This is a genomic window from Streptomyces crystallinus (assembly GCF_039521265.1).
Classification (GTDB): Bacteria; Actinomycetota; Actinomycetes; order Streptomycetales; family Streptomycetaceae; genus Streptomyces; species Streptomyces crystallinus.
In genome coordinates this window covers 1-22961 of record NZ_BAAACA010000031.1, presented here as the reverse complement: position 1 = coordinate 22961, position 22961 = coordinate 1, and the positions used below count along the sequence as shown (strand labels likewise).

The window sequence follows — 22961 nt, the reverse complement described above, 5'->3', positions numbered from 1 at the left end:
ACAGGATCACATGACGGCTTCCGGAGCGATGGCAGCCTTGGGGCGCCGAGACGTGCGCTGCTCCAGTCTGGCTACCACGGTGGTGTGGAAGCGGTCGACCGCGGCGTCAACACTGCGGATGAATCCGTTCTCGGAGTTGCCGCGCGTGTTGCCCACGCTCTTGGAGAGCGACAGCCGGAAACCGATGATGCGCTCCGGCCCCTTCGCGAGGAGGTCTCCGGGCTCCATCCGCAGCTTCTCCAACGTCCCGCGTGGGCCGGCGGCATCGCCTTCCAGCAGCGTTTGCACATGCAGGTCCGCCGGTGCCTCGTGGAGCTGCTTCATGAGTCGCTTCACCCATGAAAGGGGGTAGCCCTGGTCAGGGGCGGGCACCTCGATAGACGTCCGCAGCCTGCCCATGCGCAGATCAGCGCTGATGGCGACGATGCCGGGTACGCCGTCGATCCGGATCTCGGCCTCCAGTTTCCCGTCCACACAGAAGCGGTCCGCCACTTCGATGCGGCGCGACTGCGGGTCGGTCCCGCGCTTGGCGCGCTGAACCGGCATGACCTTGGTGCCGAGTTCTCCGCCGATCCGGAGGCAGACTTGGCGGACCAGCCGTTCCCAGCTCTCCACCACCTGCACGGTCCGGGAGTCGCCGGGTGACAGCGTCTCCTCGTCGATTCCGTTGCGCACCGGGACCCAGGCCGGGCCCATGTTCTGGAAACCGTGGCAGCCGGAGTTCTCGTGCTGGAGGTAATGGAGAAGCTCCTGTAGCAGCCAGGCGTGCGATTCCTGTCGTACGCCCTCGTGGCGGAGCAGCATTTGTGCCTGCTGGGTCACCTCGGCCCAGGAAAGGTGCCACAGCGCCACTTTGTGCTTGCGTCGTCCGTCGACCTTCACGTCGACCAGGGGGCTTCCTTCGAGGGCCACATCGTTCGAGAGTGTGATGACGGCCTCGTAACCGCGCCGGGAGGCGATGTCCATGTAGTCCTGGACCTGCTCGGGCTTGAGCGGGTTGCCGTTCGTCTTCGTCTCGACGAGCGCGGTCCAGAGCTTTCCGGCGCGCTCGATGCGAAGGATTCCGTCCGGCCGCTTCGGATTCTCGCCGTGAGGCAGCGAAACTTCGGTGAAGGTCTCCATACGCCCGGCGGGCGCGCCGAACGCCGCAGTGAGCCGACGACCGAATTCCGGCACCTGAGCCATCACCGACAGCAGGATGGACGTTGCCCGCACTTCACGCTCCCGGTCGCTCTTGAGCGAAGAAGCGGGGAAGAGACGGGCTGTCCGCCAGCTGTCGTTCTCGGCCAGGGAGGGCTTTGTCGTTCGCGGAAGAGTGACCTTCTTCTTGGCCGTGCGAACCCGGCGTACCGGGGCAGGGTTCGGCGACTCCGCTTCACGCGGTACGGGGACGGACACGGACGCGGCGACGCCTTCCGCGACGACCACCACCTCGATCGTGCCCGACGGGTCCCCGCCGACGGGCTCGGCAATGCTCTCCTCAATGCCCCGTACACCGTGCTCCTGGGCTTCGGTGGCACTGCCCGTCTCGTCGTCTCCATCGTCGTCCTCATCGACTTCGATGCCGTAGTCGGTGGCCAGCCCGGCCAGCCCCGTGCCGTAGCCCTGACCGACGGCCCTGAACTTCCACTCGTCGTTGCGTCGGTAGATCTCCCCGAAGACGAAGGCGCTCTCCACGGTCGCATCGGTGATGGAGAATCCCAGAACGTCGTCGCCGGATCCGTCCTTCAGGGTGAGCCGAATGTTCTCCAGCTCGCCGAAATGGGCGCGCCGGTGCCGGCTCGCTGCGATGACAGCGCGATTCACGTCGTCGGGAAGGGCTGTGAGGTCCAGTCGGATACGGTCCTCGGTGCCGTTCTCGGTCGGAGTCGATCCCAGAAGGTGCACACTGCCGTCGGGCGCGGTTGGGTTGTTGTAGAAGTAGAAGTCGCTGTTGCTGCGAACCTTCCCGCCGGCGTCGATCAGGAGCACGGAGACATCGGCGTCACCCTCCCCGCTGGGGCTGCTCCAGCTCAGGCTCACCATGACGGAGTCGGCATGTTCACTGAGCGCGGACAGACTGACGTTGGAACCCTTGGCCATTTCGTGCACGCGAGATCCCCCCACGGGACGCGAGGGCCGCACAGGCATAGCCGAACTGCCCTCTCTTTCACGGTATGTTGAGGCTCTCCCCAAGAGCCTGACGTGCAGCTTACTCATCTGGAACCTGAAGGCCGAGCCGTATGAGCAAAGACGTCGAATCTCGTACCAAATGACCCGCACCTGCCAGCCACAGCTCCGCGGACACGGCGAGCCGTAGCTTCCACGCATCAGTCGGCAGGGCAACCGCGAGCTGTCGGAGCAGCATGGCAGGCAGGCCTCTCGCACTACATCCACCCCTCCGCCCACCCCGCCAGCACTCCCTCGATCCGCGCCGCCACCCGTGCCCGTGCCCGGTTGCGCGGGACCCTGGCCATCAGGAGTTCGTCGTAGGGCGTGTCCAGGTGGCGTACGGAGGCGCGGACGGCCGCTGTCAGCGCCTCCTCGTCCAGGGCGCGGCCCGCCGCGCTGCGGCCCACCCGGCCGCTGCCCCGGAGTGAGGTGTGGAGCGCTATGTCGTGGGCCCGTTCGGGCGGGCAGCCGGGAAACAGGCGCAGGATCTCGGCCTCCAGGGTCGCGGTGAAGCGGACGTCCTCGGCGGCCCGGCGGAGCGCGTCGCGGGCGCGGCGGCGCGCACGGGCCTCCGCGTCGGCCAGACAGCGCTCCTCGGCGACGGCGAGCGCCGCCTCCTCGACGAGCACGCCCTGGCGTTCGTACCGGCGCCGTCGGCGGTTGAAGCGGACGACGACGGCCGAGAGCGTGCTCTCCTCGCGGGCGCGGCGCGTCAGGGCCGTGTCGCCGCGCGGCAGGAACACCAGGTGCCCGAGGTCGGCGCAGTCCAGACAGCGCGGGGCTCCGGTGTCCAGGACCAGCCGGGCGAGGGGGGCCCGCTCGCAGTCGGCGCAGCGGTGCCGCCGTCTGGGTTCTATGACGAGCACGGGGTGCCACCTCCCTTGCCGACGGCCCGGACGACCGGACGGCCCGGACAGCCCGGACGGCTCGACGACCCCCTGCTCTCCCCTTCCTGTCTTGATCCCTCAAGCGGCTTTCGCGCAAACCGCGGTGGTCGGACTACGTCTACTGCCGGTATCCGCTGAGGAAGCGCCCGATGCGGCTGATCGCCGCGTCCAGGGCGTCCGCGTGCGGCAGGGTCAGGATCCGGAAGTGGTCCGGGCGCGGCCAGTTGAAGCCGGTGCCCTGGACGACCTGGATCTTCTCCCGCAGCAGCAGGTCAAGGACGAACTTCTCGTCGTCTTCGATCGGGTGAACCTTGGGGTCGATCCGGGGAAAGGCGTACAGCGCGCCCTTGGGCTTCACACAGGACACCCCGGGAATCTCGTTGAGCTTCTCCCAGGCCCGGTCGCGCTGTTCGTGGAGCCTGCCGCCTGGCGCGGTCAGCTCCTTGCTGGACTGGCGGCCCCCGAGCGCGGCCTGGATGGCGTACTGGGCGGGCGCGTTGGGGCACAGCCGCATGGAAGCGAGCATGGTGAGCCCCTCCAGATAGTTCCTGGCGTGCTGCTGCGGGCCGCTGACGACCAGCCAGCCGGAGCGGAACCCGGCCACGCGGTACGTCTTCGACAGGCCGCTGAAGGTGAGGACGACGAGGTCGGGCGCGAGCGCGGCGGCGCAGTGGGCGACGGCGTCGTCGTAGACGATCTGGTCGTAGATCTCGTCCGCGAACACCATCAGCTGGTGGCGGCGGGCCAGATCGAGGATGCCCTCGATGACCTCCTTCGGGTACACGGCGCCCGTCGGGTTGTTGGGATTGATGATGACGACGGCCCGGGTGCGGTCGGTGATCTTCGACGCCATGTCGTCGAGGTCGGGGTACCAGTCGGCCGACTCGTCGCACATGTAGTGCACGGCCTGGCCGCCCGCGAGCTTGGTGACCGCTGTCCAGAGAGGGAAGTCGGGCGCGGGGATGAGGACTTCGTCGCCGTCCTCCAGCAGGGCCTGTACGGCCATGGAGACCAGCTCGGAGACGCCGTTGCCGAGGAAGACGTCGTCCACGGAGACGTCAGGCAGCCCCATCGCCTGGTAGCGCTGGGCGACCGCGCGCCGGGCCGAGAGGATGCCGCGCGAGTCCGTGTAGCCGTGGGCCTGCGGGAGCATCCGGATCATGTCCTGGAGGATCTCCTCCGGCGCCTCGAAGCCGAAGAGCGCCGGGTTGCCGGTGTTCAACCGCAGCACGCTGTGGCCCGCCTCCTCCAGCGCGTTGGCGTGCTCGATGACCGGGCCGCGGATCTCGTAACAGACCTCGCTCAGCTTGCTCGACTGCCGGAACTCCATGCCGTGGCCCTCCCGAGGTGCCCAGATCCCTCTGGTGTGACTCGTCTGTCGTCAGTCACTCGAATTGCGTTACTTGGTTTTACCAAGTAGGAGCTTGGAAAGTCCAACATCTTGTCTAGACTGCGTCGCATGCCACGTCAGCCACGTCGTCGAAGCTACGACCAGTACTGCGCCGCCGCCCGCGCCCTCGATGCCGTCGGGGACCGGTGGACGCTGCTGATCGTCCGGGAACTCCTCGCCGGACCCCGTCGTTATACGGATCTGCACGCGGATCTTCCGGGCGTGTCCACGGACGTGCTCGCCTCACGCCTCAAGGACATGGAGCGCGAGGAGCTCGCGACCCGCCGCAAGCTGCCCCCGCCCGCAGCCGCGACGGTGTACGAACTGACCGCGCGCGGACGTGAGTTGCTGCCCGTGCTGACCGCCCTCGCCGCCTGGGGCGCGCCGGACCTCGCCGAGCGGCGGCCCACCGACGCCGTGCGCGCGCACTGGTTCGCGATCCCGCTGATCCCGCTGCTGGGCCGCCTTCCGTACGGCCCGGCGGTCCTCGACGTACGCCTGGACGAGGGCGAGTTCCACGTCCGCACCGGCGGGGACGGATCCGTGGACGACGGGGGCACGGTGTACGGGGAGGGGCCCGCGCCCGATGCCGACGCCCGGCTCGTCCTGGACGCGGACACCTGCCGCGCCCTCGCCGAGGGCGCGCTGACCATCGAGGAAGGGGTCAAGGACGGACGGATCGAGGTGACGGGCGAGGGGCCCGTCGCCGCGGCCCTGCGCGGCGAGTGACCGGCGCCCGCCGCGCCGCACGCGCGCCCGGGCCGCCGTCGCCCGGGCCGGAGCACCCCGCATCATGGAGGCGTGCGACTCGAAGCGATCACCTGGGAACGGCTGACCGAGGCTCTGGCGGAACGGGCCGTGGACACGTCACCCGGCGGCGGCCCGTGGCTGCGTGTCGGCGTCGACGGGGCGCCCGCGGCCCGGCCCGGTGAGCTGGCGGCCGCGCTCGCCGAGGCGCTGCGCATACGGGGGCGGTCGGTGCTCGTGCTGTCCACGGAGGGCTTCCTGCGGCCCGCCTCGCTGCGCTTCGAGTACGGCCGCGAGGATCCGGACACGTACTTCGACGGCTGGTTCGACACCGCCGCGCTGTGGCGCGAGGTGTTCGACCCGCTGGAGGCCGGGGGCAGCGGCCGGGTGTTGCCCGACCTCTGGGACCCGGTGACCGACCGGGCGACCCGGAGCGCGTACCAGGACCTGCCGAAGGGCGGCGTGCTGGTGGTCCACGGGCCGCTGCTCCTGGGGCGGTGGTTCCCCTTCGACCTCACCGTCCACCTCCGCCTCTCGCCGGGCGCGCTGCGGCGGCGCACGGAGGACGGCGCCCGGTGGACGCTCTCCGCGTTCGAGCGGTACGAGGAGGAGGTGCGGCCCGCCGAAGCCGCCGACGTGGTCGTGCGCGCCGACGACCCGAGGCACCCGGCGTGGAACGGAGGCACGGCCCGTTAGAGCCTGTCTGCTCTCCGGATCAGTCCTGTACGGGCGGCCGTCCGCCCACCACCGTCACCGCCTCCGCGCCCGCCCGGCAGCCCGCCCGAGCTGCCTCGGCCGGGTCCGCGCCCGCGAGCAGGGCGGCGAGGAAACCGCCGGTGAAGGCGTCACCCGCGCCCGTCGAGTCCACGGCGGGCGCGCTCGGGGCCGGAGCCGCCACCCGGGCTACGACCTCGCCGCCCACCGCCACCAGCGCTCCGGCCGCCCCCAGCGTCACCGCGACCAGCGGGAACTTACGGCTCAACGCGACGGCGGCCTCGGCCGGTTCGGCGAGTCCCGTGAGCAGCCGTGCCTCGTCGGTGTTGGGCAGCAGCGCCTCCACCCCCTCCGCCGCGGCCAGGAAACGCTCGGCCCCCAGCTCGGCCAGGAACCCCGCCGACGCCGGGTCCAGGCTCACCGGAACATCCGCTTCCAGTGCCGAACGGCAGGCGGCGAGGGCCAGTTCACGGCTCGCGTCGGCGAAGAACAGATAGCCGGAGAGGTGCAGCCGGCCGACGCCGTCCAGGAACGCGGGGTCCCAGTCGGCGGGGGATATGCGCAGCACGGCGCCGCTGTCGGTCAGGAAAGTGCGCTCGGCGGTCGCGGTGTCGACCAAGGAGACGACGGTGGCGGTGGGCGCCACCGGGTCCGCGACCAGCAGCGGCCGTACGCCCGCACGCCGCAGCCGCCGCTCGTGCCAGGCCAGCGCGTCGCTGCCGACCCGGCCCAGGACGCGTACGTCCGGGCAGCCCGAACGGGCCGCCCAGCAGGCCGCATTGGCCCCCGCCCCGCCCGGGACCGTACGGATCTGGGCCGCCGTGTCCGTGGCCGGGGCCAATGGGCCCCGGTGCCGGGCGACGACGTCGGTCACTACGTCCCCGACGACCAGCAGGCCCCGGGGCGCCGAGCCTTCCGCCGCGTCCCGCATAGGTCCAGGTCCAGGACCAGGAGCTTCCGAGCTCGGTCCGGATCCCGATCCCGGTTCCGAACCCGGCCCCGTTCTCGTCGGCGCACCCCTCACAGCGCCGCTGCGATCGCCGCCGCCAGCCGTACGTTGCCGCGCACCGCTGCCACGTTCGCCTCCAGGGACGCCCCGCCGGTGTGCCGCACCAGATGGTCGAGCAGGAACGGGGTGACGGCCTGGCCCGTGATCCCCCGCTCCCGGCAGGCGGCCAGGGCCTCGGCCAGCACCCGGTCGTGCAGCTCCGGGTCGAGCTGGTCCGCCTCCGGCACCGGATTGGCCACGATCAGCGCCGAGTCGGGGCCGATGGCGTCGTGGGAGCGCAGCACGTCGGCGGCCTCCTGAGGGGTGTTCACCGTCCAGTCGACCGGCTCGCCGGAGTCGGCCAGATAGAAGCCGGGGAAGCGGTCCGTGCCGTAGCCCACCACCCCGATGCCGAGCGTCTCCAGCCGTTGCAGCGTCGCCGGCACGTCCAGGATCGACTTCACTCCCGCGCACACCACCGCGACCGGCGTACGGGCCAGCAGCCGCAGGTCCGCCGACTCGTCCTGGGTCTCGGTCCAGCCCCGGTGGACGCCGCCGAGCCCGCCGGTGGCGAAGACGCGGATGTCCGCCCAGTGCGCCAGATAGGCGGTCGCCGAGACCGTGGTGGCCCCGCTCGCGCCCGCGGCCAGCGCCATGGGCAGATCGCGGTGGCCGAGCTTGCGCAGCCCGCCGCCCGCGATCCGCTCCAACTGGTCCTTGTCCAGGCCGACATGGGGCCGCCCGTCCAGGACCGCGACCGTGGCGGGGACGGCGCCCCCGGTCCGTACCAGCTCCTCCAGCTCCGTCGCCACCCGCAGATTGCGCGGGCGCGGCAGTCCGTGCGCGATGATCGTGGACTCCAGGGCGACCACCGGGCGCCCCTCGGCCAGGGCCTCCCGCACCTCTTCGGACACCTTGAGTACGTCGTCGTAGGACATGCCCCATCCCTGGCGCGCCCGCGCGCCGCGTAAACGTCCCGTCGGCGATCACCTGTGCGAGGCGCGCGGAGGCGGCGGCCGCGAGGCCTACGGGGCCCGCCCCCGCGAGCCACTCACGGGGAGTCTGCTCCCGGCGGGCGGTTCCGGACAGAGGCGGCGTCGAGGGCGCCGGAGGACATGGCTAGATTGGCGCGCCATGACGACCAATGATCACATCGAGTCCCCTTCCGTCGCCGAGGCCGCTCCGGCCTCGTTCGTTGTCCACATCCCGGACGCCGAGCTGGAGCCCGAGCCCCTGGACCCCGGCCAGATCGTCTCGGGCACCCCCGAGGTCACCGGCAAGGTGCTCTGGGAGTCGCCCGACGGCAAGCAGGTGCGCGGCATCTGGCAGATCACCCCCGGTGTGGTGACCGACACGGAGGCCAATGAGCTCTTCGTGGTGGTCAGCGGGCGTGCGACCGTCGAGGTGGCGGGCGGCGAGACCCTAGAGCTCGGCCCCGGTGACGCGTGCGTGCTGCGCGAGGGCGACCGGACGACGTGGACCGTGCACGAGACGCTGCGCAAGGCGTACCACATCAGCCTCTAGCGCCTCCCGGCCCGCACCTTACGGCCGGCCCTGAGCCGACGGTCCGCCCGGAGCCCTCAGAACAGCGGCTGCGGCAGCACCCCTTCCAGGGCGAGCAGCCGCCGCTTGGTCTCCAGGCCGCCGCCGAACCCGCCGAGCCCGCCGTCGCTCTCCACCACCCGGTGGCAGGGCACCACGACCGGCAGCGGGTTGGACCCCATGGCGGCGCCCACCGCCTGCGCCGCCCGGGGCTGGCCGACCCGGTCGGCGAGGTCGCCGTACCCCACCACCGTCCCGTACGGAACGGTCGCCTCCAGTTCGCGGAGCACCTGGCGGTTGAACCCGGAGGACAGCGTCCAGTCCAGCGGCAGCTCGAAGGCGCGCAGCTCGCCCGCGAAATACGCCTCCAGCTGCCGTATGGGCTCGGCCAGCGGGCCCGTCCCTTCCGGGCGGGCCGCGACCGGCTCGGTCCCCAGTCGGGCCGCCAGGCCCCGCAGCGCCTTGTCCCGGACCGGCTCGCGGGCGTGGAAGACCACGTTCACCAGGCCCTGGTCGGTCGCGGCCAGCAGCAGGGGGCCGATGTCGCTGCCGACGACGGCCCACACCACCCGCTCCGGCCCCCGCGAGGCCCGCTCGAACTGCTCGTCGCTGCTCATGTCGCCACCGTACGACCCGGCACTGACAACGCCCGGGGGGCCGGCGGCGGGCCCCGGTCCGGCCGGTCGTCGCAGGGCCGGCGCCGTCCGCCGGACGGGATCGTTTGCTGTCGTGGAAGTACGGGGAAGACACCCCCCGGGTTCAAGGTGTCGACAAATTGGCGTGAAAATGTTTGCCTGTCGCTCGGCGAGCCTTAATGTCGCCCCGAACCAGGGCCTCCGCGACAGCAGTCGGCCTCTTCAGTCGGTAGTCGGTACGGGGTGAAGGGCAACGGATATGCACGGGACGGTCGACGGCTTCACCTACGGGCTCGTCACGCCGGTAGTGGCGTTCCTCATGGCCTGTCTGGGCGGCGCGCTCGGGCTGCGCTGCACCGCCAGGTCGCTACGGGCCGACCGGCCCTTCAGGGCGCTCTGGCTGGCCCTCGGGGCCACCTCCATAGGCTCCGGCATATGGACCATGCACTTCATCGCGATGATGGGTTTCTCGGTCCGCCAGGAAGTGCTGAGCTACGACCGGGCCATCACGTTCGCCAGCCTCGGCCTGGCCGTCGTCATGGTCGGGATCGGCATCTTCATCGTCGGATACCGGGGCGCCACCCCCATGGCCCTGGTCACCGGCGGGACCGTCACCGGACTCGGGGTGGCGTCGATGCACTACCTCGGAATGGCCGGAATTCGACTGCACGGCGAATTCGCGTACAACACGCTCACCGTCAGCCTCTCCGTGGTGATCGCGGTCGTCGCCGCCACCGCCGCCCTGTGGGCCGCCGTCTCGGTGAGCGGTTTCCTCGCCAGCCTCGGCGCCAGCGTCGTCATGGGCCTGGCGGTGAGCGGTATGCACTACACGGGCATGGCCGCGCTCAGCGTCCATCTGCACGACGGGGCGGGCACCACGGCCGGGGACTCCTCCGCGACCGTGCTCGCACCGATGCTCATCGGCCCGGTCGCCTTCCTGGTGCTCGCGGGCGTCGTCGTGATGTTCGACCCGCTCGTGGTGATGGGCAGGCCCGAGTGGGAGAAGCGGCCGCCCCGCCCGGCGCCCGTCCCGCGCCATCTGCCCTCGTTCCCCGAGCCGACCCGGTGGGCCGCCCCGCACCGGCCCGGCGAGGGCTCCTCGTCGCCGCACGACTGGTGATCCGAGGCTCGGAGGACCCGGCCGCCGGGCCGATCGCGCCCGACTGTCAGTGGGGGGTCGTACGGTGGTTCCATGCGGCCCGTTTCCAAGATCGAACGTACGGTGGCGCCTTTCGAGGTCGTCAGTCCCTACCAGCCCAGCGGCGACCAGCCGGCGGCCATCGCCGAGCTGGAGCGGCGCATCCGCGCAGGTGAGAAGGATGTCGTCCTGCTGGGCGCGACCGGCACCGGCAAGTCGGCGACGACTGCCTGGATGATCGAGAAGCTCCAGCGCCCCACGCTCGTCATGGCGCCGAACAAGACCCTGGCGGCCCAGCTGGCGAACGAGTTCCGCGAGCTCCTGCCCAACAACGCCGTCGAGTACTTCGTCTCGTACTACGACTACTACCAGCCCGAGGCGTACGTCCCGCAGTCGGACACGTACATCGAGAAGGACTCCTCGATCAACGAGGAGGTCGAGCGGCTGCGCCACTCGGCGACGAACTCGCTGCTGACCCGCCGCGACGTGATCGTCGTGGCCTCCGTCTCGTGCATCTACGGCCTGGGCACGCCGCAGGAGTACGTGGACCGGATGGTGCCGCTGAAGGTCGGCGAGGAGATCGACCGCGACCAGCTGCTGCGCCGCTTCGTCGACATCCAGTACACGCGCAACGACGTCGCCTTCGCGCGCGGCACGTTCCGGGTGCGCGGCGACACCATCGAGATCTTCCCGGTCTACGAGGAGCTCGCCGTCCGGATCGAGATGTTCGGCGACGAGATCGAGGCGCTGTCCACCCTCCACCCGCTCACCGGCGAGGTCATCAGCGAGGACCGCGAGCTCTACGTCTTCCCCGCGAGCCACTATGTGGCGGGCCCCGAGCGCATGGAGAAGGCGATCACCGGCATCGAGCAGGAGCTGGAGCAGCGCCTGGCCGAGCTGGAGAAGCAGGGCAAGCTCCTGGAGGCCCAGCGGCTGCGGATGCGCACCACGTACGACATCGAGATGCTGCGCCAGATCGGCAGCTGCTCGGGCGTCGAGAACTACTCGATGCACTTCGACGGCCGCGACCCCGGCACCGCGCCCAACACCCTCCTCGACTACTTCCCGGACGACTTCCTGCTGGTCCTCGACGAGTCGCACGTCACCGTGCCGCAGATCGGCGCGATGTACGAGGGCGACGCCTCCCGTAAGCGCACCCTGGTCGACCACGGCTTCCGGCTGCCGTCCGCGATGGACAACCGGCCGCTGAAGTGGGAGGAGTTCCTGGGCCGCATCGGGCAGACCGTCTACCTCTCGGCGACCCCCGGAAAGTACGAGCTGTCGCGCGGCGACGGCTTCGTGGAGCAGATCATCCGCCCCACCGGCCTGGTCGACCCCGAGGTCGTGGTCAAGCCCACCGAGGGCCAGATCGACGACCTGGTGCACGAGATCCGCAAGCGCACCGAGAAGGACGAGCGCGTCCTGGTCACCACCCTCACCAAGAAGATGGCCGAGGACCTGACCGACTACTTCCTGGAGATGGGCATCCAGGTGCGGTATCTGCACAGCGACGTCGACACCCTGCGCCGGGTCGAGCTGCTGCGGGAGCTGCGGGCGGGCGAGTTCGACGTCCTGGTCGGCATCAACCTGCTCCGTGAGGGCCTGGACCTGCCCGAGGTGTCGCTGGTCGCGATCCTCGACGCCGACAAGGAGGGCTTCCTCCGCTCGGGCACCTCGCTGATCCAGACCATCGGCCGCGCGGCGCGCAATGTCTCCGGCCAGGTCCATATGTACGCCGACAAGATCACCCCGGCGATGGAGAAGGCCATCGAGGAGACCAACCGCCGCCGGGAGAAGCAGGTCGCGTACAACAAGGAGCACGGGATCGACCCGCAGCCGCTGCGGAAGAAGATCAACGACATCGTCGCCACCATCGCGCGCGAGGAGGTCGACACCGAGCAGCTGCTCGGCTCCGGCTACCGCAAGGGCAAGGACGGCAAGGGCGCCAAGGCGCCGGTCCCCGCGCTCGGCGCGAAGGCGGCGAAGTCGAAGTCGAAGGCGAAGGCGGGCAAGGGCGGCGAGGTCCTCACCGACCGCCCGGCCGCCGAACTCGCCGAGCAGATCGAGGAGATGACCGAGCGGATGCGGGCCGCCGCCGCCGAGCTCCAGTTCGAGATCGCCGCCAGGTTGCGCGACGAAGTCGGCGAGCTGAAGAAGGAGTTGCGGCAGATGCGGGAGGCGGGGCAGGCCTGACGGCCCGCCACCCGCTGTGTTGCAAGACCGACACAAATCCGCCCCGAGCGGTGGCGCACATCGCGCCACTGCGTAGGGTCGGGCGGGAACGTAAAAAATGCGGAGAGGGGACAGCGCGTGACGGTCAATATGACCAAGGGGCAGGCCATCAGCCTGGAGAAGCAGGGTGGCGGCACCCTGACCGCGGTGCGGATGGGGCTCGGCTGGCAGGCGGCGCCGCGCCGCGGCCTGTTCGGCTCGCGCACCCGGGAGATCGACCTGGACGCCTCGGCGGTGCTCTTCGCCGACAAGCAGCCGGTGGACGTGGTGTTCTTCCGCCACCTCGTCAGCGACGACGGCTCGGTCCGTCACACCGGCGACAACCTGGTCGGCGGCGCGGGCCAGGGCGGCGACGACGAGTCCATCCTCGTCGACCTCCAGCGCGTCCCGGTCCACATCGACCAGATCGTCTTCACGGTGAACTCGTTCACCGGCCAGACCTTCCAGGAAGTGCAGAACGCGTTCTGCCGCATCGTGGACGAGACCAACGGCCAGGAGCTGGCGCGCTACACGCTGGACGGCGGCGGTCAGTACACGGCGCAGATCATGGCGAAGGTGCACCGCGCGGGCGCCGGCTGGCAGATGACCGCCATCGGCAACCCGTCCAACGGCCGTACCTTCCAGGACCTGATGCCGGCGATCCTGCCGCACCTGTAGGCGCCGGCGCGCCACGCAGGCACCACCGGCCCCACGGCCGCAACCGCAGCTCCCGGAGGCAAGGCCGCCGGGAGCTGCCCCGCACCACCGTGCACCACCGGCAACTCGACGAGGGGACAGAGCGATGACGGCCGAGCTGGTACGGGGACAGAACCACCCCCTGCCCCAGACCCGACTGGAGATCCGGGTGTCGGCCGGGACACCGATCGTGGCCGGCGCCACCCTCGGCGACGAGAACGGCACGGTGCGCGGGACGGAGTGGGTGGCCCACCCCGGTGCGCCCACGCTGCCGGGCCTGGAGGTCTCCCGGCAGGCCGCCGCCGACCACCGTCTCGCCGTGGACCTTCAGGCGCTGCCGCAGGGCGTGCACCGGGTGAGCGTGCTGCTCGCGCTGCCGCCCGGGACAGCGGGCCCGAGCCGGTTCGCCGCGGTCGCCGCGCCCTTCGTGGCCGTTACCGGGCTCGACGGCACCGAGGTCGCCAGCTACACGATCACCGGCCTGGACGCGGAGTCGGCGGTCGTCGCCCTGGAGCTCTATCTGCGGGGCGGCGCCTGGAAGGTCCGCGCCATCGGCCAGGGCTACGCGGGCGGCCTCGCCGACATGCTCGTCGACCAGGGCCTGCCGCAGGCCCGTGAGCTCGCCGCCGGCATCCTGGACGCGGTCGCCCTGGGCGCCTCCCGCTCGGTGGCGGCGCCCCCGCCCCGTACGACGGACGAGGGCCGGGTACGGACCGGCGCGCCCGGCAGCGGTGGCGACACGGGCCCGGCGGGCGCCGCGCCCCCGCCCGAGGCGGCCCAGCAGTCCCTCAGCGACGACGGCCCCATCGACTACGCCCACCCGCGCCGCAAGAACACCGCGCCCCCGCCGCCGCCTCCCACCGCGCCGCCCGCGGCACCCGGCGAGAGCGCGTCCCCCGTGGCGGGCGACGCCACCGGCTGGTCCATGGACGAGCGGCTCTACAACCAGGTGTGGGGCATGTTCGAGGACCTGGCCCGCACCACCGCCGCGTACCGCAGCGCCGTCGACTTCGCGGACTCGCGGATGGAGCAGGAGCTCGACCGGGCGCTGGCCGATCCGCGCAGCCGGATCGGTTCCACCGGCGACCTCGCCCGCCAGGAGGCCTCGGCCCGGCGCGAGCAGCTCGTCGACCGCGCGCGCGAGGCGTTCGACCGCGACCTGGCACAGCTGACCGCCGAGTCCGAGGTCGTCGAGCCCGCCCTGCCGCCCGCCTACGCCCGCTGGGACAACCCGGTCTGGCACGCCTACCGGGTGCCGATGGAGATCCCGATGGCGCTGCGCGTGGGGGACCTGCGGCTGCCGGAGCGGCCGGAGCTGCGCATCCCGATGCTGGTGCGGCTGCCGCTGGAGCGCGGGCTGTGGATCGACTCCGGGCGCTCGGGCTCCGAGGCCGCCGCCTTCATGGACAGCGAGCAGGTCAAGGGGCTCGCCGTGGAGACCTCGGTGGCGCTGGCGGCCCGGCTGCTGGCGGTGTACCCGGCACACGAGTTCGCGGTGCACGTCCTGGACCCGGCGGGGGCGGCGGCCGGGGCTTTCGCGCCCCTGACGCGGTCGGGGGTGCTCGCCGCGCCGCCCGCCGCCGGCGCCCAGGGGGTGGCGGCGGTGCTCTCCCGGCTCACCGAGCGCGTCGACCTGCTCCAGATGGCCGCGCGCGGCGGCGCCGGGGCGGACGCGCTGCCGCCCGGTATGGACACCGCCGAGCAGCTCCTGATCGTCAACGACTTCCCGCACGGCTTCGACGACCGGGCCGTCAACCAGCTGCGCTACCTCGCCGACGAGGGCCCCTCGGTCGGCATCCATCTGCTGATGATCGCGGACCGCGAGGAGGCCAGTGCGTACGGGCCGGTGCTGCAACCGCTGTGGCGTTCGCTGCTGCGGCTGACGCCGGTGCCGGACGACCACCTGGCGGATCCGTGGGTGGGCCACGCGTGGACGTACGAGCCACCGCTGGTCCCGGCCGGAAGCGCGGTGCTGGAGCAGGTGCTGGGCCAGGTCGCCGACGCGAGGCGCGCCTGGCCGCGCTGACGTCCGCGCCCCGGGGCGCGCACCGACCAACCGGCTTGGTTCTTCTTTACCCTTCCCTTTACCTTCTCTTGGTGATTGGGGTAGGGTTCTTGGTGCGGAGGGGAGTACTCCCGACTGCGGCGTTCCCGTCAGTACGGACCGATATGACCGGTTCCGGGGCGCCGGCCCGAGGGCGGAGGCACGCCAGGGTGGAGGAGACCTCCGGCAGCGACGACGCTGATCTGTAGCGGTACGAAGCCGGAGGCACTGTGGACGTTTCCATGACCCTGTGGGTGCTGACCATTCTCGGTCTGTGCGCCCTGATCGCGGTCGACTTCTTCATCGGGCGCAAGCCCCATGACGTGTCGGTCAAGGAAGCCGGAATCTGGACGGTCGTCTGGATCGTGCTGGCCGGGCTCTTCGGCGTCGGCCTGCTGGTCTTCGGCGACAGCCAGGCGTCCGGCGAGTTCTTCGCGGGCTTCATCACCGAGAAGTCGCTCTCCGTCGACAACCTCTTCGTCTTCATCCTGATCATGGCGAAGTTCTCGGTGCCGACCCACCTCCAGCAGCGCGTGCTGCTCTTCGGTGTGCTGATAGCGCTGGTGCTGCGGGCGATCTTCATCGCGGCCGGCGCCGCGGTCATCGCCAACTTCGCCTGGGTCTTCTACATCTTCGGCGCCTTCCTGATCTACACCGCCTGGAAGCTCGTCCAGGAGGCGCGCTCCGACGAGGAGGACGAGGAGTTCGAGGAGAACCGCCTGCTCAAGTCCATCGAGAAGCGGTTCGGCGTCGCCGACCGGTACCACGGCACCAAGCTCTTCATCCAGGAGCACGGCAAGAAGATCATGACGCCGCTGCTCGTCGTGATGCTCGCCATCGGCATGACCGACGTGCTGTTCGCGATGGACTCGATCCCCGCGATCTTCGGTCTGACCCAGGACCCGTACATCGTCTTCACCGCCAACGCCTTCGCGCTGATGGGTCTGCGCCAGCTGTACTTCCTCATCGGCGGGCTGCTCAAGAAGCTGGTCCACCTCAGCTACGGCCTCTCGGTGATCCTCGGCTTCATCGGAGTGAAGCTGGTGCTGCACGCGCTGCATGAGAACGGGGTGAACGTCCCCGAGATCTCCATCCCGGTCTCGCTCGGCGTCATCTGCGGCGTGCTCGGCATCACCACCGTCACCAGCCTGGTGGCCGCCAAGAAGCAGACGGCGGCCGAGGAGGACGAGAGGAAGAGCGTCGGGGTCTGACCCCGCGGGGGCGCGCGGTGCATCGGCACCGGCGCGCGCACCGGCCGGCCGGGCGCCCAGTTGCCGGGCCGGTCGGCCGGTGCTTGCTTGGACGGGGAGAGCTCCCGGTCCGCGGGGGCACCGCGGACCAGGAGGACCCCATGAAGTTCGCGCAGATCATCGACTTCGAGACCGAGCGCGCGGACGAGATGCGCGACCTCATCCGTCAGTACGAGGAGAAGGCCCGGTCGGAGGGCCGCAAGCTCGGTCCCACGCACCGCACGCTGCTGCGGGACCGCTCCAACCCCAACCGCTGTCTGGCCGTGGTCGAGTTCGACTCGTACGAGGAGGCGATGGCCAACAGCGACGCGCCGGAGACGACCGAGCTCGCCAGGCAGCTCGCGGCGCTCTCCAGCAGGCCGCCCGTCTTCACGGACTGCGACGTGGTGGAGTCGGAGTCCCTGTAGCCGCCAGGCCCTAGGCGGGCGCCGCCTCGGCACCCGCCTCCGTCGGCTCCGCCGCCGGCCGGGTCTCCGGCAGCAGCGCGAAACAGCCCAGGCTCAACAGCGCGACCCCGGTCAGATAGGCCGCCACGCCCCACGGCGGCCCCTCGCCCCGGGCGAGCGCGGTCGCCACGACCGGGGTCAGCGCGCCGCCCAGCACCCCGCCCAGGTTGTAGCCCACGGCCGCGCCCGTGCAGCGCACCCGGGGCTCGTACAGCTCCGGCAGATAGGCCGCGATCACCGCGAACATGGTGATGAACGCGAGCAGCGCCCCCAGGAAGCCGGCGAACATCAGCAGCGGTTCGCCGGTCTGGAGCAACGCGACCATCGGGAACATCCACAGCGCGCAGGCCGTGCAGCCCGCGAGACAGAGCGGCCGGCGCCCGTACCGGTCGGCGAGCAGGGCCGAGACCGGGGTCAGCGCGCCCTTGACGGCGACGGCGGACATGATGCAGACGAGCATGACCGTACGGCTCACGCCGAGGTGTTCGGTGGCGTACGCCAGGGCCCAGGTGGTCACCGCGTAGAAGACGGCGTAGCCGACCGAGAGCGCCCCCGCGGTCAGCAGCACCAGGCGCCAGTGGTCGCGCACCACCTCCGCCAGGGGCAGCCGGGCGCGTTCGCCGATCTCCTGGAACTGCGGGGTCTCGGTGAGCGAGGAGCGCAGGAGCAGCCCGCCCGCCGCCAGCAGCCCGGCTCCCCAGAACGGGATCCGCCAGCCCCAGGAGCGGAACTCGGCGTCGGTGAGCCCCGCCGAGAGCGCCAGCATCACGCCGTTGGCCAGCAGGAACCCCACGGACGGGCCCATCTGCGGAAAGGACGACCACAGGACCCGGCGCCGCGCGGGCGCGTGCTCCACCGCGAGCAGCACGGCCCCGCCCCACTCGCCGCCGAGCCCGAGCCCCTGGAGGAAGCGCAGGAGGAGCAGCAGGACGGGGGCGGCGGCCCCGATCGACGCGTACGAGGGCACACAGCCGACGGCCACAGTGGCGAAACCGGTCAGGAACAGCGAGAGGAACAACACCGGACGACGTCCGTGACGGTCACCGATATGGCCGAAGACGACAGATCCGAGCGGGCGGGCGAGGAAACCGATCCCGAAGGTGCCGAAGGCGGCCAGAGAGCCGGCGAGCGGGGAGAACGTGGGGAAGAAGAGCGGGCCCAGGACGAGCGCGGCGGCCGTCCCGTACACGAAGAAGTCATAGAACTCGACCGCCGTCCCGGCGAGCGAGGCGGCGGCGAGCCGGGTCATCGACGGTGGTGCGGGTGTGGAGGGAGAGGCGGGGGAGTAGCGCATGTCGCGCCAACTACCCGTGCGTAAGGGCGGTTACGGGGGGCGTGCGGAAGCGCGCCCGCGCCGTGGACCGACTGTTCGCGCCCGAGCGTGCGACTACCAGCCGCGCGCTCGCCACTCGGGCAGCTTCGGGCGCTCCTCGCCGAGCGTGGTGTCGTTGCCGTGCCCCGGGTACACCCAGGTCTCGTCCGGCAGCGCCGCGAAGAGCTTGGTCTCCACGTCGTGCAGGAGGCTGGCGAAGGCCTGCGGGTCCTTGTGGGTGTTGCCGACCCCGCCCGGGAAGAGGCAGTCGCCGGTGAACAGGTGCGGATGGCCGTGCGGGTCGTCGTAGACCAGGGCGATCGAGCCCGGGGTGTGGCCGACCAGATGGCGGGCGGTCAGCTCGACCCGGCCGACCCGGATCGTGTCGCCGTCCTCGACGGGCACGTCGGTCGGCACCGGGATGCCCTCGGCGTCGTGGCGGCCCGCGTAGGTCGTCGCGCCGGTGGCGGCGACGACCTCGGCGAGCGCCTGCCAGTGGTCGCCGTGGCGGTGGGTGGTGACGACGGACTTGATGCCGTCGTCACCGATCAGCGTCAGCAGGGTCGCGGGCTCGGCCGCCGCGTCGATCAGGAGCTGCTCGCCGGTGGCCCGGCAGCGCAGCAGATACGCGTTGTTGTCCATCGGGCCCACCGCGACCTTGGAGATCATGAGATCGCCGAGCTCGTGGACATCCGCAGGACCGCCGACCTTGACCGTTCCGCTGTACGTCATGGACTCAGCGTAGCCCCGGGCCTACAGCGGCGGCAGGGCGGGCAGCGGGCCGCCGGAGACCTCCAGGGCGGTTCCGTTCCTGCGGCCCGCCAGCCAGCCCAGCAGGTCCCATGCGGGGCCGCCCACGGTCACCGGAGTGCCTTCGGTGCCGCCGGTGCGCAGGCTGTGGCCGTTGTTGCCGGTGAGGGTGACCGGCGGGACCGCGGAGTTGCCCGAGAAGCGGTCGGCCAGGAACTGGATCTCGCGCCGGACGAACTCGTCCGGCAGGTCCTCGAGCTCGTAGCCGACGCCCAGGTCGACGTGGTGCAGCTCGACCTCGATCAGCCGCCGGAAGGGGATGCGGGCGGCCTCGTCGACGACGCCGTTGCGCAGCTCCACCTTGCGGGACCAGTCCGCCGGGCGGGCGCCCTCCTCCTGGAAGCGGGCCGCGCTCTCGCGCAGGTCGGCGAGGTGGACGTCGAGCGGGCGCGCCGCGTCGCGCGCGATGTCGGCGTCCCGTGCCTCGGCGCTCTCGTACATGGGGCGCCCGGCGAGCACATTGACGAGCGCGTCCGCGTTGCGGGCGAGATGGGCGAGCACATGCCCGCGGCTCCAGCCCGGCAGCCGTGACGGCTCGGCGAGCGCCGCGTTGTCCAGTTCGGCGGCTGCGGTGAGCAGCCGGTCGGTGGCTTCCCGTACAGATGCCAGGTCGTGCGCATGATCAATCATGGCGCCGACGATAGTCCCGCCACTCATTCGGGTGAAGCCGCCTGGACGAGTCCGTAAATCGAATGCGCGTGCTATAGGCTCGTCAGTGGCATCAGGCATCCTTGGCTGTAAAGCAATCCATCGCCCTGGCGACCCCCCATAGTCTGAGACGGGGGTTCCGCCCCCTGCTTCTCTTCAAGAAAGGTGCGGACCGGCGTGGCCGACCGTCTCATCGTCCGTGGCGCGCGCGAGCACAATCTCAAGAACGTCTCGCTCGACCTCCCGCGCGACTCCCTCATCGTCTTCACCGGGCTCTCGGGGTCGGGCAAGTCGTCCCTCGCGTTCGACACGATCTTCGCCGAGGGGCAGCGCCGCTACGTCGAGTCGCTCTCCTCGTACGCCCGCCAGTTCCTCGGCCAGATGGACAAGCCGGACGTCGACTTCATCGAAGGTCTGTCGCCCGCGGTCTCCATCGACCAGAAGTCGACCTCGCGCAACCCGCGCTCGACGGTCGGCACCATCACCGAGGTCTACGACTACCTGCGACTGCTCTTCGCGCGCATCGGCAAGCCGCACTGCCCCGAGTGCCGCCGGCCGATCACCCGCCAGTCGCCGCAGGCCATCGTCGACAAGGTCCTGGAGCTGCCCGAGGGCAGCCGCTTCCAGGTGCTGTCGCCGCTGGTGCGCGAGCGCAAGGGCGAGTTCGTCGACCTCTTCGCCGACCTCCAGACCAAGGGCTACAGCCGCGCGCGCGTGGACGGCGAGACGATCCAGCTCTCCGAGCCGCCCAAGCTCAAGAAGCAGGAGAAGCACACCATCGAGGTGGTCATCGACCGCCTCACCGTGAAGGACTCCGCCAAGCGCCGCCTCACCGACTCGGTGGAGACCGCGCTCGGCCTGTCCGGCGGCATGGTGGTGCTCGACTTCGTCGACCTGGCGGCCGACGACCCCGAGCGCGAGCGGATGTACTCGGAGCATCTGTACTGCCCGTACGACGACCTGTCCTTCGAGGAGCTGGAGCCGCGCTCCTTCTCCTTCAACTCGCCCTTCGGCGCCTGCCCGGACTGCACCGGCATCGGCACCCGCATGGAGGTCGACCCCGAGCTGATCATCCCGGACGAGGAGAAGTCCCTCGACGAGGGCGCGATCTCCCCGTGGTCGCTCGGCCACACCAAGGACTACTTCGCCCGCCTCGTCGGCGCGCTCGCCGACGAGCTCGGCTTCCGTACGGACATCCCCTGGGCCGGGCTGCCGCAGCGCGCCAGGAAGGCGCTGCTGTACGGCCACAAGACCCAGATCGAGGTGCGCTACCGCAACCGGTACGGCAGGGAGCGCGCGTACACCACCTCCTTCGAGGGCGCGGTGCCCTTCGTCAAGCGGCGCCACTCGGAGGCGGAGTCCGACGGGGCGCGCGAGCGCTTCGAGGGCTATATGCGCGAGGTCCCCTGTCCGACCTGTGAGGGCTCCCGGCTGAAGCCGCTGGTCCTCGCGGTCACCGTGATGGACCGCTCCATCGCCGAGGTCTCGGCCATGTCGATCAGCGACTGCGCCGACTTCCTGGGCGAGCTCAAGCTCAACGCGCGCGACAAGAAGATCGCCGAGCGCGTCCTCAAGGAGGTCAACGAGCGGCTGCGCTTCCTCGTCGACGTCGGCCTCGACTACCTCTCGCTCAACCGCGCCGCCGGGACGCTGTCCGGCGGCGAGGCCCAGCGCATCCGCCTCGCCACCCAGATCGGCTCCGGCCTGGTCGGCGTGCTGTACGTGCTGGACGAGCCGTCCATCGGTCTGCACCAGCGGGACAACCACCGGCTGATCGAGACCCTCGTCCGGCTGCGCGACATGGGCAACACCCTGATCGTCGTCGAGCACGACGAGGACACCATCAAGGTGGCCGACTGGGTCGTCGACATCGGCCCGGGCGCCGGTGAGCACGGCGGCAAGGTCGTCCACAGCGGCCCCTTGAAGCAGCTCCTCGCCAACAAGGAGTCGATGACGGGTCAGTACCTGGCGGGCAAGAAGTCGATCCCGCTGCCGGACGTACGGCGTCCGGTGGACCCCTCGCGCAAGCTCACCGTGCACGGCGCCAAGGAGAACAACCTCCGGGACATCGACGTCTCCTTCCCGCTGGGCGTGCTGACCGCGGTCACCGGCGTCTCCGGCTCCGGAAAGTCGACCCTGGTCAACGACATCCTCTACACCCACCTGGCGCGCGAGCTGAACGGCGCGCGGGCGGTGCCCGGGCGGCACACGCGCGTGGACGGCGACGACTTGGTCGACAAGGTCGTCCACGTCGACCAGTCCCCGATCGGCCGTACGCCCCGGTCGAACCCGGCCACGTACACGGGTGTCTTCGACAACGTGCGCAAGCTGTTCGCCGAGACGATGGAGGCGAAGGTGCGGGGCTATCTGCCCGGCCGCTTCTCCTTCAACGTCAAGGGCGGCCGCTGCGAGAACTGCTCCGGCGACGGCACGATCAAGATCGAGATGAACTTCCTGCCGGATGTGTACGTGCCGTGCGAGGTCTGCCACGGGGCGCGCTACAACCGGGAGACGCTGGAGGTCCACTACAAGGGCAAGTCCATCGCCGAGGTCCTCGACATGCCGATCGAAGAGGCGCTGGAGTTCTTCGAGGCGGTGCCGACGATCGCCCGCCATCTGCGGACGCTGAACGAGGTGGGGCTCGGTTACGTCCGGCTCGGCCAGTCGGCGCCGACGCTGTCGGGTGGTGAGGCGCAGCGGGTGAAGCTGGCGTCGGAGCTGCAGAAGCGGTCTACGGGGCGGACGGTGTACGTCCTGGACGAGCCCACGACCGGTCTCCACTTCGAGGACATCTCGAAGCTGATCAAGGTCCTGTCCGGGCTTGTCGACAAGGGCAACACGGTGATCGTCATCGAGCACAACCTCGATGTGATCAAGACGGCGGACTGGGTCGTGGACATGGGGCCCGAGGGCGGCAGCGGCGGTGGTCTGGTGATCGCCGAGGGCTCGCCGGAGCAGGTCGCGTCGGTGGCGGCCAGCCACACCGGGAAGTTCCTGCGGGACATTCTGGGGGCGGATCGGATCAGCGATGCGGAGCCGGAGCCGGAGCCGGTTGCGGCGGTGGTGAAGCGGCGGGCTCCCGCCAAGCGGGCGGCGGCCAAGGCGCCGGCCAAGAAGACGGCGGCGAGCCGGGCCCGGAAGTCCTGACGGGCGTCGCCCTGGGCCCTTTTTTGGCCCCCACCCCGCCCCTTCCCTAAACCCTCCGGGGGCAGGGTGGGGGCGGGGCGCGCTGCCGGGGGCTTTGCCCCCCGGGCGCCTTGGTTCGTCTGCGGACCGTGGGGGGCTGGTCGCGCAGTTCCCCGCGCCCCTAGGTAGTCCCCGGCAGCCGGAGAGTGCAGCTCAGCCACGGGCC

At 70.9% G+C, this 22961-nt stretch carries 19 protein-coding genes; 10 read left to right on the top strand and 9 right to left on the bottom strand.

Annotated elements, in window-relative coordinates:
• Positions 1-6: 6 nt before the first annotated feature.
• From ABD236_RS22430 to ABD236_RS22420, 3 genes are all read right to left on the bottom strand, one after another.
• Positions 7-2082, bottom strand: a complete 2076-nt coding sequence (locus ABD236_RS22430; protein ID WP_344076055.1) for a TerD family protein — start codon at positions 2080-2082, stop codon at positions 7-9.
• Between the two features lie 284 nt (positions 2083-2366).
• The gene (locus tag ABD236_RS22425; protein ID WP_344075993.1) at positions 2367-3017 is read right to left on the bottom strand and encodes a DUF2293 domain-containing protein; all 651 of its coding nucleotides are present in this window, start codon (positions 3015-3017) and stop codon (positions 2367-2369) included.
• A gap of 139 nt (positions 3018-3156) precedes the next feature.
• Positions 3157-4368, bottom strand: coding sequence for a pyridoxal phosphate-dependent aminotransferase (locus tag ABD236_RS22420; RefSeq protein WP_344075991.1), 1212 nt, complete (start codon positions 4366-4368; stop codon positions 3157-3159).
• A 129-nt stretch (positions 4369-4497) separates the two neighbouring features.
• On the opposite strand from ABD236_RS22420, the gene ABD236_RS22415 reads away from it, so the two are divergent.
• Together ABD236_RS22415 and ABD236_RS22410 are read left to right on the top strand one after the other, a co-directional pair.
• Positions 4498-5157 (top strand): winged helix-turn-helix transcriptional regulator, encoded by a 660-nt coding sequence (locus tag ABD236_RS22415; RefSeq protein WP_344075989.1) that lies wholly within the window; start codon positions 4498-4500, stop codon positions 5155-5157.
• Between the two features lie 72 nt (positions 5158-5229).
• Entirely contained in the window at positions 5230-5871 is a 642-nt protein-coding gene (locus ABD236_RS22410; protein WP_344075987.1) for a nucleoside/nucleotide kinase family protein, read from the top strand.
• A 19-nt stretch (positions 5872-5890) separates the two neighbouring features.
• Here the strand turns inward: ABD236_RS22410 and ABD236_RS22405 are convergent, their stop codons facing one another.
• Both ABD236_RS22405 and ABD236_RS22400 read right to left on the bottom strand, forming a co-directional pair.
• Positions 5891-6820, bottom strand: coding sequence for a carbohydrate kinase family protein (locus tag ABD236_RS22405; RefSeq protein WP_344075985.1), 930 nt, complete (start codon positions 6818-6820; stop codon positions 5891-5893).
• A gap of 89 nt (positions 6821-6909) precedes the next feature.
• Positions 6910-7815, bottom strand: a complete 906-nt coding sequence (locus ABD236_RS22400; protein WP_344075983.1) for a pseudouridine-5'-phosphate glycosidase — start codon at positions 7813-7815, stop codon at positions 6910-6912.
• A 196-nt stretch (positions 7816-8011) separates the two neighbouring features.
• On the opposite strand from ABD236_RS22400, the gene ABD236_RS22395 reads away from it, so the two are divergent.
• Positions 8012-8401 (top strand): cupin domain-containing protein, encoded by a 390-nt coding sequence (locus tag ABD236_RS22395; RefSeq protein ID WP_344075981.1) that lies wholly within the window; start codon positions 8012-8014, stop codon positions 8399-8401.
• Positions 8402-8457: 56 nt separating this feature from the next.
• Here the strand turns inward: ABD236_RS22395 and ABD236_RS22390 are convergent, their stop codons facing one another.
• Complete coding sequence (locus tag ABD236_RS22390; RefSeq protein WP_344075979.1) at positions 8458-9036, bottom strand: methylated-DNA--[protein]-cysteine S-methyltransferase; 579 nt, start codon at positions 9034-9036, stop codon at positions 8458-8460.
• Between the two features lie 277 nt (positions 9037-9313).
• Between ABD236_RS22390 and ABD236_RS22385 the strand changes: the two genes are divergently transcribed.
• From ABD236_RS22385 to ABD236_RS22360, 6 genes are all read left to right on the top strand, one after another.
• The gene (locus ABD236_RS22385; protein ID WP_344075977.1) at positions 9314-10174 is read left to right on the top strand and encodes an MHYT domain-containing protein; all 861 of its coding nucleotides are present in this window, start codon (positions 9314-9316) and stop codon (positions 10172-10174) included.
• Between the two features lie 72 nt (positions 10175-10246).
• Complete coding sequence (gene uvrB / locus ABD236_RS22380) at positions 10247-12385, top strand: excinuclease ABC subunit UvrB (RefSeq protein WP_344075974.1); 2139 nt, start codon at positions 10247-10249, stop codon at positions 12383-12385.
• Between the two features lie 117 nt (positions 12386-12502).
• Complete coding sequence (locus ABD236_RS22375) at positions 12503-13081, top strand: TerD family protein (protein WP_344075972.1); 579 nt, start codon at positions 12503-12505, stop codon at positions 13079-13081.
• Between the two features lie 124 nt (positions 13082-13205).
• Entirely contained in the window at positions 13206-15125 is a 1920-nt protein-coding gene (locus tag ABD236_RS22370; protein ID WP_344075970.1) for a TerD family protein, read from the top strand.
• 248 nt (positions 15126-15373) lie between these two features.
• Entirely contained in the window at positions 15374-16354 is a 981-nt protein-coding gene (locus tag ABD236_RS22365; RefSeq protein WP_344075968.1) for a TerC family protein, read from the top strand.
• A gap of 140 nt (positions 16355-16494) precedes the next feature.
• A complete protein-coding gene (locus tag ABD236_RS22360; RefSeq protein WP_344075966.1) occupies positions 16495-16800 on the top strand; it encodes a hypothetical protein in 306 nt (101 codons plus the stop codon).
• Between the two features lie 10 nt (positions 16801-16810).
• Here the strand turns inward: ABD236_RS22360 and ABD236_RS22355 are convergent, their stop codons facing one another.
• From ABD236_RS22355 to ABD236_RS22345, 3 genes are all read right to left on the bottom strand, one after another.
• Positions 16811-18088: an MFS transporter gene (locus ABD236_RS22355; protein WP_344076053.1), complete on the bottom strand. Its 1278-nt coding sequence runs from the start codon at positions 18086-18088 to the stop codon at positions 16811-16813.
• A gap of 138 nt (positions 18089-18226) precedes the next feature.
• A complete protein-coding gene (locus tag ABD236_RS22350) occupies positions 18227-18883 on the bottom strand; it encodes an MBL fold metallo-hydrolase (protein ID WP_344075963.1) in 657 nt (218 codons plus the stop codon).
• A gap of 21 nt (positions 18884-18904) precedes the next feature.
• Positions 18905-19591 carry a maleylpyruvate isomerase family mycothiol-dependent enzyme gene (locus tag ABD236_RS22345; RefSeq protein ID WP_344075961.1) on the bottom strand — a complete coding sequence of 229 codons (687 nt, stop codon included), beginning with the start codon at positions 19589-19591 and terminating at the stop codon, positions 18905-18907.
• Positions 19592-19774: 183 nt separating this feature from the next.
• On the opposite strand from ABD236_RS22345, the gene uvrA reads away from it, so the two are divergent.
• On the top strand, positions 19775-22756 hold the full coding sequence (gene uvrA / locus ABD236_RS22340; RefSeq protein WP_344075959.1) for an excinuclease ABC subunit UvrA: 2982 nt from the start codon (positions 19775-19777) through the stop codon (positions 22754-22756).
• Positions 22757-22961 lie beyond the last annotated feature (205 nt).